Source organism: Burkholderia pyrrocinia (genome assembly GCF_022809715.1).
In the GTDB taxonomy this organism is placed as follows: domain Bacteria; phylum Pseudomonadota; class Gammaproteobacteria; order Burkholderiales; family Burkholderiaceae; genus Burkholderia; species Burkholderia pyrrocinia_C.
In genome coordinates this window covers 1,778,684-1,792,037 of the sequence record NZ_CP094459.1, presented here as the reverse complement: position 1 = coordinate 1,792,037, position 13,354 = coordinate 1,778,684, and the positions used below count along the sequence as shown (strand labels likewise).

General features: G+C 69.2%; 11 protein-coding genes. 1 reads left to right on the top strand and 10 read right to left on the bottom strand.

Translation table 11 applies throughout. From position 1 onward, the window contains the following. Nucleotides 1-45: 45 nt before the first annotated feature. A complete protein-coding gene (locus MRS60_RS08395) occupies nucleotides 46-1,791 on the top strand; it encodes a cyclic peptide export ABC transporter (protein ID WP_243565575.1) in 1,746 nt (581 codons plus the stop codon). A gap of 168 nt (nucleotides 1,792-1,959) precedes the next feature. Here the strand turns inward: MRS60_RS08395 and MRS60_RS08390 are convergent, their stop codons facing one another. The 10 genes from MRS60_RS08390 to MRS60_RS08345 all read right to left on the bottom strand — a co-directional run bounded on the left by MRS60_RS08390 (nucleotide 1,960) and on the right by MRS60_RS08345 (nucleotide 13,253). After that, nucleotides 1,960-2,982, bottom strand: a complete 1,023-nt coding sequence (locus tag MRS60_RS08390) for an ABC transporter substrate-binding protein (RefSeq protein WP_243565574.1) — start codon at nucleotides 2,980-2,982, stop codon at nucleotides 1,960-1,962. Next, the gene (gene fhuF / locus MRS60_RS08385; protein ID WP_175749376.1) at nucleotides 2,979-3,779 is read right to left on the bottom strand and encodes a siderophore-iron reductase FhuF; all 801 of its coding nucleotides are present in this window, start codon (nucleotides 3,777-3,779) and stop codon (nucleotides 2,979-2,981) included. The genes MRS60_RS08390 and fhuF overlap by 4 nt, the downstream gene beginning before the upstream one ends. Next, entirely contained in the window at nucleotides 3,776-5,866 is a 2,091-nt protein-coding gene (gene fhuB, locus MRS60_RS08380) for a Fe(3+)-hydroxamate ABC transporter permease FhuB (RefSeq protein ID WP_243565573.1), read from the bottom strand. The genes fhuF and fhuB overlap by 4 nt, the downstream gene beginning before the upstream one ends. After that, nucleotides 5,863-6,711: an ABC transporter ATP-binding protein gene (locus tag MRS60_RS08375; protein ID WP_243565572.1), complete on the bottom strand. Its 849-nt coding sequence runs from the start codon at nucleotides 6,709-6,711 to the stop codon at nucleotides 5,863-5,865. The genes fhuB and MRS60_RS08375 overlap by 4 nt, the downstream gene beginning before the upstream one ends. Further along, entirely contained in the window at nucleotides 6,701-7,720 is a 1,020-nt protein-coding gene (locus tag MRS60_RS08370; protein WP_105390206.1) for a TauD/TfdA family dioxygenase, read from the bottom strand. The genes MRS60_RS08375 and MRS60_RS08370 overlap by 11 nt, the downstream gene beginning before the upstream one ends. A gap of 43 nt (nucleotides 7,721-7,763) precedes the next feature. Continuing rightward, complete coding sequence (locus tag MRS60_RS08365; RefSeq protein WP_047900635.1) at nucleotides 7,764-8,006, bottom strand: MbtH family protein; 243 nt, start codon at nucleotides 8,004-8,006, stop codon at nucleotides 7,764-7,766. Nucleotides 8,007-8,094: 88 nt separating this feature from the next. Then, nucleotides 8,095-8,763, bottom strand: a complete 669-nt coding sequence (locus MRS60_RS08360) for an RNA polymerase factor sigma-70 (RefSeq protein ID WP_034184136.1) — start codon at nucleotides 8,761-8,763, stop codon at nucleotides 8,095-8,097. Nucleotides 8,764-9,017: 254 nt separating this feature from the next. Beyond that, the gene (locus MRS60_RS08355) at nucleotides 9,018-10,040 is read right to left on the bottom strand and encodes a fimbrial protein (protein ID WP_034184135.1); all 1,023 of its coding nucleotides are present in this window, start codon (nucleotides 10,038-10,040) and stop codon (nucleotides 9,018-9,020) included. Further along, a complete protein-coding gene (locus MRS60_RS08350) occupies nucleotides 10,037-10,783 on the bottom strand; it encodes a fimbrial biogenesis chaperone (RefSeq protein ID WP_243565571.1) in 747 nt (248 codons plus the stop codon). The genes MRS60_RS08355 and MRS60_RS08350 overlap by 4 nt, the downstream gene beginning before the upstream one ends. A gap of 16 nt (nucleotides 10,784-10,799) precedes the next feature. After that, complete coding sequence (locus tag MRS60_RS08345) at nucleotides 10,800-13,253, bottom strand: fimbria/pilus outer membrane usher protein (protein WP_217589848.1); 2,454 nt, start codon at nucleotides 13,251-13,253, stop codon at nucleotides 10,800-10,802. Between the last annotated feature and the right edge of the window lie 101 nt (nucleotides 13,254-13,354).

Below are 13,354 nucleotides of genomic sequence, written 5' to 3'. Positions count from 1 at the left end.
TCCGCTTCCGCGTATTCGCTCGCCTTCCCTTTACCGACGTTGCCGATGACTGCTGCCCACGAGCCTTCTTCCCCGCCGTCCCTCGACGCCTCGCCCGCCCGCCCCGCGGCGCGCCTGATCCTCGCGCTGCTGCGCGAAAGCCGCGCGTCGCTCGCGCTGGCGCTTACCGCGTGCGTGCTGAACGGCGTCGCGAGCGTGCTGCTCGTCGCGACGCTGAACCGCGCGCTCTCGCAACCCGGTGCGGCCGATGCGTCGCTCGCGTGGCGCTTCGCGCTGTGCGCGGTGATCGCGCTCGTCACGCGGATCGTGTCGGGCACGCTGTTCGCGCGCCTGTCGCAGGACACGATGGCGCGGCTGCGCGTGCATCTCGCGCGGCGCGTCGGCGCGGCCGAACTGCGCGACATCGAGCGGATCGGCGCGGCGCCCGTGCAGTCGGTACTGACCGACGACGCGACCAACGTGTCGATGCTGTTCTTCGCGCTGCCGAACCTGGTCATGCACGGCTCGATCGTGTTCGGCTGCCTCGGCTACCTCGCGTGGCTGTCGTGGCCCGTGTGCGTGCTGGCGCTCGCCGCGATCATCGCTGGCTCGCTCGGTTATCACACCGGCGACCGCCGCGCGATCGCGTCGCTCGAAGCGGCCGGCCAGGCGCAGGACCGCCTGTTCGGCTATCTCGGCTCGCTGTTTTCCGGCGCAAAGGAACTGAAGCTGCACGATGCGCGCGCGCGCCAGTTCGTCGACGGCCAGCTCGGCGCCGCGATCGGCGAAGTGCGCGACCACCGCCGCCGCGCGTTCAGCGCGTACGCGGTCGGCGTCGGCTGGATCATCTTCCTGTTCTACGTATTCCTCGGCGTGGCGTCGTTCTGGCCGCAGCTCGGCGTGCATGCCGATCCGGGCACGGCGGCCGGTTATGTCGTCGTGTTTCTGTTCATGCTCGTGCCGCTCGACGGCCTCCTGAACAATCTGCCGACCGTCAACGCGGCACGCGTGTCGCTCACGCGGATCGAAGGCGTGATGGCCGAGTTCGGCGCGCTGCGCACGGTGCCGCCCGCGGCCGACGCGCCCGACGTGCCGCCGGCCGGCGCCGTCACGTTGCGCGGCGTCACGCACGCGTATTTCCACGAACGCGACGAACGGATGTTCAGCATCGGGCCGATCGACCTGACGATCAAGCCGGGCGAGCTCGTGTTCATCGTCGGCGGCAACGGCAGCGGCAAGACGACGCTCGCGAAGGTGCTGACGGGGCTCTACGAGCCCGAGGAAGGCACGATCGAGGCCGACGGCCGCACGATCGGCTGGCGCGAGCGGGCCGCGTACCGGCAGCGCTTCAGCGCGGTGTTCAACGATTTCCACCTGTTCGATGCGCTGCTCGGCATCGTCGATCCCGACGATCCGGCCCGCGCGCAGGCCGATGCGCGGGCGAACGCGCTCGTTGCGAAGCTGGCGCTCGATCACAAGGTGAAAGTGGTCGACGGCGCGTTCTCGACCCGTGCGCTGTCGACCGGGCAGCGCAAGCGGCTCGCGCTCGTCGTCGCGTATCTGGAAGACCGGCCGTTCTACCTGTTCGACGAATGGGCGGCCGACCAGGATCCGTCGTTCAAGGCCGTGTTCTACGAGCAGCTGCTGCCCGAGCTGCGCGCACGCGGCAAGGCCGTGATCGTGATTACGCACGACGACCGCTATTTCGATCTCGCCGACCGGCTGCTGAAGCTCGACAACGGGCGCATCATCAGCGACACGATGCCCGCGCGTTTGCGTGCTCAGGATGGTGTCGACGCGCTAAGCGTGTAAGCCATTCATCGATGGATCGCCGATGCGCCGCAATGGCAGCGCGTCGGCGATGTTCGATTCGGAAGGGAATGTTGCCGGAGATTGGCGACAAGGAAAGGCCGGGGCCATCGGTCGTCAAGCCGATCACGACGTCATGCCCGTCGAAACGGCGGTATCTGCGCCGCTCGCTCAACGCACGGCCGGCAGCTTCAGCATCGTATCGGTCATCACGTCGGCCAGCTTCAGCGCCGACATCGGCCCACCGAACCCCCAGATGTTGCGCTCAATGAGCGCGATCCGGCGGTCGCGCAGCGCGGGCACGAAGCGCCACACCGGCGAATCGAGTTTCGCCGACAGCGGCACGTCCATCCCCGACGCGGTCACGAACAGTACGGCCAGGTCGCGCTGCGTGAGCAGGTCGGCCGACGTCACGTACAGCGTGCCTTCCCGCGTCGGCTTCTTCGGCCACGGATCGAGCCCGAGCGTACGCGCGAGGCCGGCCGACGTGCTGTTGCCCGTATAGGCCCAGTAACGGTCGGGCAAGCCGAGATCCTGCAGCAGCGCGATGCGCTCGCCCTTTCTTCCCGCTGCCGCGAGCCGCGCCGCATTGCGCGCGATTCCCGCGTCGAGCTGCGCATCGACCGCCTGCGCGCGCGCGTCGCGCCCCGTCACCGCGCCGATCGTCCGGAAGATCTGCCGCATCCAGTCGAGCTGCGTAACGGGTACGCCGCCGTCGGAAACATTCGGGCTGAACTGGAACAGGATTGTCGGCGCGATCCGGTCGAGCGCGTCGAAGATCGGTGCATGCCGGAAGCCGACGCCGATGATCAGGTCGGGCTTGACCGCCGCGATCGCCTCGAGCCCCGGCTCCTGCCGCGAGCCGATGTCGGTCACGTGCGCGAGCCGGTCGCTCTGGTAGCCGAGCCAGCCCGGATAGAACGCGGTATCGGCCATCCCGACCGGCACGAGGTCGAGCGCGACCACGCTTTCCGCGAACATGAAGTCGAGCGCGACCACGCGCTGCGGCCGCACGGGCATCTTCGCGCTCGCCTGCGACACGACGGGGTTGCCGGCCAGCGACACGGCGCCCGGCGTACCGGGCCCGCCACCGGCAACGGCAACCGCACCGGCCGACGCGGAAAACACGCCGCAGCACGCGGCACCGAGCGCGGCGAGCGCACCCAACGCGTGCCGGCGGCCGGCATCCGTCACCGGATCGCGTCCTGCCCGGCCAGCGCCGCGTCGTCCATCGTCAATAGCAGGGGGCAGCTTCCACACAGTTGCGTTTCTCCAGGAATTTCGTAGCGCAGGCAGCACACGCGGCGCGCGCGAAACGGTGTCGGCAGCAGCGGCGAGCGCGGCACGGCGTCGCGCACCGGCATGCGCAGCGGATTCGGTTCGCACGCGAAGCACGACGAGCCGAACAGCCAGCCCGCGTCGCGCACAGGATCGGCCGCGCAACGCAGCGAACGACAGGTGTCGAGCAGATAGTCGAGCAGATTGCCCGCGTTGCTCCACAGCACGCGCGGCGTGACGCGGCCCATCGCCGCGAGCAGATCGATCACCGCGCCGAGATGCGCGACGAGCCCCGCATAGCGCGGCGCGGGATCGTCGCACGGCGCGCCGAGCGCGTCCGCCGCGAAATACAGCGCGGCGGGCATCCCGTCGTCGAGCGCGACGAACGTGCGTTCGGGCGCCATGTCGAGCGGCCGGCCGAGCGTCAGCGCGGCGACGACACCGGCCGGCGCCGCACGACCGAAATAGTATTTGCTCCATTGCGAGATCAGCGCGCGCGCATGCTGCGCCGGATCGCCGCCGTAATGACGGACCATCGCGTCGAGCACGGCCTCGCGATGCTCGGGCAACGCGCTGACGGGCACGACGATGCGGCCCGGCGCGTGCGTGTCGTCGGGCATGCCGAGCCAGACGACGTCGAGATGGTCGGCGAACGGTTCGGGCGCGAACGCCGAGAAGCGCGTGGCGCGCACGCCGTCGAGCGACGGCGTCATCGCCCCGCGCGCCGGGCGCGGCGCCCCTCGAGGATCAGCAGCCCGAGCAGGTACGGCGCGCCGATCAGCGCGGTCAGCACGCCGGCCGGCACTTCGCGCGGCGCGACGACCGTGCGCGCCGCGAGATCCGCGGCGCCGAGGATCAGCGCGCCGCATGCGGCCGCGAGCCACAGCCGCGTGCGATGCCGGCGTGCGCCGAGCATCGTCGCGACGTGCGGCGCCATCAGCCCGATGAAGCCGACCGGCCCGACCGCCGCGACGGCCGCGCACGCGGCGAGCGTCGCGATCGTCAGCGCGAGCGGCCGCAGCGCGGCCACCGGCAGGCCGAGCGCGGCCGCCTGGTCGTCGCCGAGTGCGAGCATGTCGAGCGGTCGCGCGAGCCACGCGAACACGGGTACCGCGAGCACGCACCACGGCAGCAGCATCGACACCTCGCCCCAGCTGCGGCCATAGGTGCCGCCGACGAGCCACACGACGAAGCGCGCGGGCTGCACGCTTTGCTGCGTGATCAGCCATTGCGCGAGCGTCGTCCACAGCGCGCCGATCACGATACCGGTCAACGCCACCGCGAGCGGCGCATAACGATGCCGGTGATTCAGCGCGAGCGTGATCGCGAGCGACAGCCCGCCGCCGATCAGCGCGGCCGCCGCGAGCGTCACATGGCCCATCAGCGGCCACGTCGACAATGCGAACAGCGTGACGAGCCCCGCGCCCTGCGTGACGCCGAGCACTTCGGGGCCCGCGAGCGGATTGCGCACGACGCTCTGCATCGCGACGCCGCTCACGGCCAGCAGCGCGCCCGCGAACAGCGCACACAGCAGGCGCGGCATGCGCAGGTCGATCAGCATCCGCGCGAGCGCATCCTGGCCGTGCAGCGCGGCGGACCAGCGCGCGGGCGACAGCCACTCGGGGCCGGCCGACACGCCGATCAACACCACCAGCGCGCCGACCACGACGAACAGCGCGGTGCGCAGCGGCCAGCCGAGCCGTTCGAGCCAGCCGACGAGCCGCGTCGAGCCGCCGCCCGCCGTGCGTTCGGCATCCGCGTGCAGCACGCCCGACCATGCGGCGCCGCTCCGGATCATCGCGAGCATCAGCGGCGTGCCGACCAGCGCGATCGCGACGCCGGTCGACAGTGTCGCGTCGAGTCCCGACGCGAGCACCGCGCTGTCGGTGACGAGCACGAGCGCGCCGCCGGCGAGCGCCGACAGCGGCACCAGCACGCCGAGCCGCGCCGTGCGCGCACCGCGCACCTGGCGCAGCAGGTTCGGCGCGACGAGGCCGACATACGACAGCGGGCCCGCGATACTGACGGCCACGCTCGTGAACGCGACCGCGACGAGCGTCGCGGCGAGCCGCGTCGCATCGACGCGCACGCCGGCCGCGGCCGCGGCATCGTCACCGAGCGTGAGCGGGTTCAGCGGCCGGATCACGAACGGCAGCGCGATCAGCGGCACGACGAGCCAGCGCGCGGCGAGCGCGAGGCCCGTCGCGCCCGGCTGGTACAGGCTGCCGTTGGTCCACAGCGCGGCGCCCGCGATGTTCTGCTCGAAGAACGCGAGCACGAGCGTCGACAGCGCCGCGAACAGCAGCATGCACACGCTGCCCGCGAGCACGAGCCGCAACGGCGTCGCGCGCCAGCCGCCGGCCGCGACGATCGCGACTGCAGCGGCGGCCAGCCCGCACACGAACAGCAGCGGCACCGATGCGACGCCCGCCAGTGCCGGCACGAGCATCGCCGCGAGCAGGCCGAGTTGCGCGCCGCCCGTCACGCCGAGCAGGTCGGGCGACGCGAGCGGATTGCGCGTGAGCGACTGGAACAGCGCGCCCGCGATGCCGAGGCAGCCGCCCGCGACGAGCGCGGCCGCGACACGCGGCAGGCTGAGGTCGAACAGGAACACATGCGCGAGCGCGGCACCGTCGCTGCCGGGCGCCGCCGCCCACCACACGCGCAAATCGGGTGCAACGCGCAGCGCCGCGAGTATCGCGATCAGCGCGACGAGGCCGATCGCGATCGTGCCGGCCCGGCCGGTGGCCGCGCCCTTCCCCGTCGCCGCGAGGCGCTTGCGCATCGCGAACGTCGTCATACGGCGAGATCCCGGTCGAAGACGCCTGCCGCCTGCGGTGTGTCGGATGTGGACGGCCCGTAGGCCGGCACGCACATCGGCGCGCCCGTCTGCGGATGCGCGAGCTTCAGCATCTCGACGCCGAACGCCGCGCGCAGCCGCGCCGGATCGAGCATCGCGTCGGGCGAGCCCTGTGCGACGAGGCGGCCCGCGCGCATCAGCACGATCTCGTCGCTGTACGCGGCCGCCTGGTTCAGGTCGTGCAGCACCCACACGATCGTCAACCCGCGCGCGCGGTTCAGCGCGCGCAGCGCATCGAGGATGTCGAGCTGGTGATGGATGTCGAGATAGGTGGTCGGCTCGTCGAGCAGCACGATCGGCGCCTGCTGCGCGAGCGCCATCGCGATCCACGCACGCTGGCGTTCGCCGCCCGACAGCGCGCCGACGTCGCGGCCCTCATCGTCCGCAAGGCCGCTGGTCTCGAGCGCCTCGTCGATCGCCGCATGGTCGGCGCGCGACAGGCCGCGCAGGAAGCCGCCGTACGCATAGCGCCCGTACGCGACGAGCTCGCGCACCGTGAGGCCCGACGGAATCTGGTTGAACTGCGCGAGCATCGTCAGCTCGCGCGCGAGCGCGCGACGGCGAAACGACGCGAGCGGCTTGCCGTTCACTTCGACATGGCCGGCACGCGCGGGCTGCAGGCCCGCGAGCGTGCGCAGCAGCGTGCTCTTGCCGCAGCCGTTCGGCCCGCACAGCGCGGTCACGCGGCCGGCCGCGATCGACAGGTCCAGCCCGTCGATCACGACATGGTCGCGATAACCTACCGTCAATCCGCGCGCGGCAAGCGCGGCGGTACTACGCGTCATCGGTCCTCCGTTCGGTCGCGCGCGGGACCGTGTAACTCTGCGCCATCGCGACGACGACCTTGCGCGGCCCCTCGAACGGGTCGCGCGCATGCGCGGTCAGCATGTTGTCGAGCATCAGCACGTCGCCCGTGCGCCACGGGAATACGATGCGCTGCTGGTCGAGCACGCCGCGGATCTCGGCAAGTGCATCGGCTTCGAGCGGCTCGCCGTCGCCGTAGTACACGTTGCGCGGCACGTTCTCGAGCCCGACCGCATCGACGAGCGCTTCCTGCATGTCGTCGTCGAGCGCGGACAGGTGGAACAGGTTCGCCTGGTTGAACCACACGCGGTCGCCGGTGCGCGGATGGCGCGCGACGGCCTGGCAGCGTTCACGCGTGCGCAGCAGCAGTTCGCCGTCGTCGTCGGTGCGCCATGCGCATTCGATGCCGCGCGCCGCGCACATCCGCTCGACCTCGGCCGGCTCGTCGGTGCCGAACGACTGCTGCCACGGCAGGTCGAGCCCCTGCCCGAAATTGCGCACGTACAGCAGCTCGCGCCGCTCGAAACGCGCGATCAGCGCCGGATCGAGCGCGCGGTACACGGCGCGGCTGTCCGCGATCGGCGTCGCACCGCCCTTCGGCGCCGCGAGCGCGCAGTGGAACCAGATCCGCAGCGGCCATTCGCGCGTATACGACTGCTCGTTGTGCAGCGGAATCGCGCGGTGCGGCGGGTATTCGGTCGACGTGTAGACCGCGCCTTCGACCTGGCTGCGCGGCGTCGACGCGTATTCATAGCCGATCAGCGGATCGCCGAACGATGCCGCGAACTGCTGGAACGCGTCGATCGACGGCACGTGAAAGCCCGTGAACAGCACACCGCCCGCCCGTTCGAGCGTGTCGGCCGCGATCTCGCGCGCCAGCGGCGCGACGTCGTCGATCGACATCCCGTCGCTGCCGCGCGGCGACACGACGGTGGGCAGCCCCGGCTCGATACGCAGGTCGTCGAGCGTCGGCAACGAAAGCAGGGTCATGCAACGTCCTCTTCAGGTGGCGCGCCGGGTGCGGCGCTGAGGGTCACGAGGCGCGCGTCGCGCGCTCGCCGTCCATTGCGCGGCGCAGGCTCGCGGGGCGCATGTCGGTCCAGACGGTCTCGATGTGCGCGAGACAGTCGGCCTTCGGGCCGCTCACGCCGACCTCGCGCCAGCCGGCCGGCACGGGCCGGAACGTCGGCCAGATCGAATACTGTTCTTCGTCGTTGATGACGACCGTGTAGACGAGATCGTCGGTGTCGGCGGAAGGCGTCGTGGCTTGCGTCATGATCGGAAAAAAGCAGGAGGCGGTTGAAGGATGCGAAGCGGCGGATTGCGCCGTTCCTGTCTGATAGACGATTGGCCGGCGCGTTTTTTTACCGCCGCCGCGCACGGCCGCCCAGGAACACCGGGCACGCGACGCCGCGATGGCACGCGTCGAGGCATTCCGCGCAGTGGCGCTCCGCGTCGCGCACCATGAAATGCACGAGCGTCTGCGATACGTTCAGCGCGCGCGCCGCGGTCTGCAGCGTCTCCTCGCGCAGCCGCACCATCTCGAAGGCCGCGCGGCTGCGCGCGGGCAGGTCGTCGAGCGCGGCCCACACGCGCCGCAGCGTATCGCGCGTCATCAGCGCGGCTTCCGGCGACGGCTCCGGCGACGGCACGTCGAAGCCGTCGTCCTCTTCCGTGTGATAGACGTTTTCGAGGCTCTGCCGGCGGCACGCGTCGATCGACGCATTGCGCACCATCCGCGTCACGTAAGCGACCGGCTGGCGCACCGCGTCCTGGTTCGGGAATTCGACGAGCTTCACGAATACGTCGTGCACGACGTCCTCGGCACGGCTCGCACAGCCGACGAAGCCGCGCGCGACATTGACGAGCATCGCGCGATGCGAGATCAGCACGTCGAGCAATGCGCCCTGCGCGCGGGGCTCCGCGGCACGGCGCGCGCGTGGCGCGGCGCGCAACGGCAGGTCCGGATAACTGCCGAGGAACGGGTTTGCCGTTGCTGCCGCGGGTCGGTCGAGCACTTCCGCCATCGCCATCGATCTGCTCCGTCAAATTCTGAGATAGCGCAATTTAACGTAAACGCAAATCATTCTCAATCCGATTACGAGATACCCCTTCCGGCTGTCAGGATTTGTCTGAACAATTGACGGGATCGTTGTTCGAGCGAACGCGATCGTGCGATGCCGGCCGCGACATCGCATAAGCTTTCGACGTGAAAGGCGCCGGGCAATGCCGGCGCCGGGTTGACGGCTTGCGGCCGACTGTCGGGCGCCGGCCGCGCACGCATGCGTCAATAGATGAACAACCGGATCGTCGCCGTCGCATCGAATCGCCCGATCTTCGGCGGCCCGAACGACTTCAGCACCGCGTCCATCAGCACGCTCTGATTCATCACATTGGACGGAAACTGCGTCAGCGTGAACTGTTCGTTGAACGGAATCGCCTTGCCCTGGCTGTCTTCGATGCCGATGCCGAAATTGCTGTCCTTCGCGGGTACCAGCAAACCGTTCCGAACCGGATAGCTCGTTTCGAAGTACCCGTCGACGCGCACCGCGACGTTGCATTTCTTGGTCAGCGACAACGAGAATCGCTTGCGCGGCACCGCCGGCAGGAAGCCGTTGCCGACCGCCTGCACCTGTCCGAAATTGACGATGCCCGGTTCGGGCGTCACGAGTACGTCGACGAAGCACGGCGTCGGCTTGAGGTTGCGCAGGCCGCTCAGGCGGTACTGGAAACTCGTGCCGAATGCATTCAGCCCGAACTCGCCGTCGAACTGGAACACCGTATAGATATCGCTCGGCGGCTGGACCCAGTTGCCCTTCTTGCGCACGACGACCTGATAGTCGATGCTGATGCGCGTCTGCTGGCAGCGCCCGCGGTCGAAGTCGTACCGGCTGCACGGCGGCACCGAATACCCGGTAAACACCCCGCCGCCGCGATTGCTGGTCTTGTCGAAATAGTCGACGCCCTTGTAGCGGATGCCGATCTCGAGCCCCCATGCCGCAGGGTTCGTGCGATTCGGATTCGCGTAGAAGTAAATGTTGTCGACGACCTTCAGGCTGCCGTCGTCACCCAGGTCCTTGTAGCAGTACCCCGACGTCGTGCGCACCGGCGACACCCAGATCACGTAGCCGTCCGGCGCGTCGGTCGGATACGACGCAACACCGCCGATCGGCTCGGTCAACGAAGTCGCGCCGCTGTTGGTCAGGCAGCGCAGTGCCCACGCGGGCTGCACGGCCGCGACCAGCAGCACGAGCACGACCCAGCGCAACCATGCCGCCGGCGATTCCCGATGACGCATTCCCCCGCTCATTTCTTCACGCTCTTGCAAGCCCCCGCGTCGCACGCATACTCGACCGCCACCTGGCCGCCGTAATCGTCGATATGCGTGACGAACAGCGTCGACGGCGTCGCAGCCTTGAACGGCACGTCGGCCGTGCTCATCGGGCTCACCATCACCGGCTCGATCGGCACCGGCGTCTTCTGCGCGCCCGAGCTCACGTCGACCACCGTCACGTGGTACGGCGTCGGGTTGTCGAACACCAGCTTGTGCGCGGCCGCGTCGACGCGCAGCGTCATCGGCAGCGTCCAGTCCTCGTCGCGCGCGGGCTGCACGGCCTTCGGCCGGTAGAACAGCTTCATCTGCGTATGCAGCGCGATCTGCAGCGTGTTCGGCGTATCGGTCTTCGGCGGCACTTCGCGGATGTTCAGGTAGAACACTGATTCGCGATCGGCCGGCAACTCGGTGCCCGGCAGCTTCGCGATCCGCAGCACGTTGCGCTCGTTCGCCTCGACGCGCTGCAGCGGCGGCACGACCATCAGCGGCGACGTGATCTTGTTGCCCTTCGCGTCCTCGAGCCACGACTGCACGAGATACGGATACGTCGTGCTCTTGTTGGTGATCGTGACGATCGCGGCCTGCTCGCCTTCGTTGAAGATCACGCGCGTGCGGTCCGGCACGATCGCCGCATGCGCGGCGCCCACGAGCAGCGCGCCGGCGGTCGCGAGCACGCACGACGCGCGGCGCGGAAAGGAAAGGGAAAGAGAGTTTTTCATCGCAGGATCCGTGGATTCATCGTTCGACCCGTGCGGCCGCTGCGTGCGACTCGCCGGGCGTCTGGCACGTCACCGGGATCGGCGTGCCTTCGAGTTGGAGCTGGTTCGGCAGCGCGTCGACCGTGCAGAGCGTGCGTTCGCCCGCGCGCACCGCGAGCGACGACTTCGGCTGAACCTGCGTCAGGAACGCCGCACCGCCCTCGCCGACGATGCCGAGCTCCTTGCCGTTCGCCGCGTCCTGCACCGACGCGCCGAACGGCAGCGGCTTGCCGGCCGGGTCGGTCAGCGTCAGGTACAGGTTGCTGCCGCGCGCGGCGGCGAACTTCACGAAGCCGATCGCGCCGTCGGTCAGCACCATGCGCTGGATCGGGTTCGTCACCTGCACTTCGAGCGGCAGCTTCTCGACGTTGACGGTCGCGTCGTACACGTTGTACGGCGAGATGCCGTCGAGCACCGCATAGCCGCGCGAATCGGTATGCGTGAGCGTGCCGGACAGCGGCACGTCGGGCACGCCGTCGGTCGACACCAGCAGCCGCGTGTCGCCCGCGTTGCCGTTCGCGTGCGCGGACACGCCGTACTGCGTCGCGACGAACGAACCGTCGACTTCGAGCGACGCGGCCGCATACGCATTGGCGAGCGTCGACGCCTGTGCCGTGAGCTGGTACGCCGACGAGCGCTGGCGGAAGCTCGCATTCGCCGATGCGCGGCCGTCGGTCGCGCCCGCGTTGACCTGGTAGGTGCGGCCATCAGGATCGTCGTAGATATAGCCCGCGTTCACGCTCGTGCTGCCGCTGCCCGTCGTCAGGTTCGACGTGACGGTGTGGCGGCCGCCGATCGGCAGCGTCGCGGTGATCGAGAACTGGTTGCCGCTCGCGCCCGCGCTCTGCGTGCGAAATGCCGACACACTGACGTTCAGGTTGCGCAGCGCGCCGACCGAGAACGCACGCGTCAGCGTGAGGCCGACGCGCTGCTCGGACGAGCGCGCCCAGTAGGTCGTCTGGTCGTACGAGAAATAGGTCGACGTGTCGCCGAAGCGCTTCGACATCGTGGCCGAGTAGCGCTGCTTGCTGTTCGCGAGGCCGTACGCGGTCGGGTCGCCCGTGAACTGCGCGAAGTTCGTGTAGTCGCGCTCCGAAAACCGGTAGCCGAAGAAGCGCACGTCGGCATCGAGCCCGTCGAAGTGCTTCGAATAGTTGACGCGGTACGAGTTGCCGTTGCGCGTCGCGCCGTTCCACCACAAGCGCGCCCGCGCATGCGTGACATCAGCCGACACCGCGCCGAACGTGCCGAAATCGCGGCCGACGCCGAGCGCGATCGACGTATAGCCCGATGCGGCGATGAAGCCGCCGTACACCGTGACGTCGAGCGGCAGGCCGTATGCGATTTCGCCGAAGCCGAAGAACGGCGTGATGCCGGCGCCGCCGAACAGGCGCGGCTTGCCGACGGCAGCCTTGTAGCGCAACTGCCCGGTACGCGCGAGAAACGGCACGGCGGCCGTCGTCACCTGGAAGCGCTGCACGCTGCCGTCTTCTTCCTCGACGGCCACGTCGAGCGTGCCCTGCACGCTCGTGTTGATGTTCTGCAGTGCGAACGCGCCCGGCGACACGCGCGTCACGTACAGCACGCGGCCTGCCTGCGACACGGTCACTGTCGCGTTGGTGCGTGCGACGCCCGCTATCAGCGGCGCATAACCGCGCAGCGAAGGCGGCAGCATGCGGTCGTCGCTGCGGATCGACGCGCCCGTCAGCGCGAACGTGTCGAAAATGTCGGAGCTCAGGTAGTCGTCGCCGAACGTCACCGTCGACTGGATCGACGGCAGCGCGCGAAATGCGTAAAGCCGGCTGAAGCGGAACGTGCGGTCCGCGTACGCCGTGTTGCCCACGTTCGACTGCGCCTGGTAGTCGCCGCGAAAGCGCCATGCATCCCAGTTCGCGCCGATCGTCCCGTAGGCCTGGATCGAATTCGTCTGCCCGCCGCCCGCACCGAAGTTGCGGTTCGTGTTCGCGATCACGCGATAGTCGAGCATCGCGCCGGGAATCCCTTCGGACCAGCGCTCCGGCGGCAGGTAGGTCGAATCGGTGAATTCGAGCGCGGCCTGCGGAATCGTGATCTTGAGCCGCCCGTCGCTCTTCAGGTAACGCACGGTCGCCCCCTCGATCGCACCGAGGTCGACGCAGCGTCCGCCCTGGAAGCGCGGCAGGTCCTTCGCGAGCGACGGCTTCAGCCCGAACTGCGCGACGAGCTCCGGTCGCAGGCACGGCTTGCCCGCGCCGGACGCATCGACGGCAATGAATTCGATGGACTGCAGCCCGTAGAACAGGTCGTTGACCTGCACATCGAGCATGTACTCGCCCGGCAGCGTGAAGTCGGCCTGCGAGAACTGCGACAGGTCGACATTGCTCGTTCCGTCGATATCGAGAAACGACGCATTGAATTCCGTCGCATGGCTCTGGCTGCCGACGACCAGCACGGAGACGCAAAGGAAGGAATGTCTGATTCGCACGCGGTGCTACCGGAAATCCGAGGAGAAGGAAACAGGAAGGAAAGAAGAAGGAGGAAGGGATGCACGCA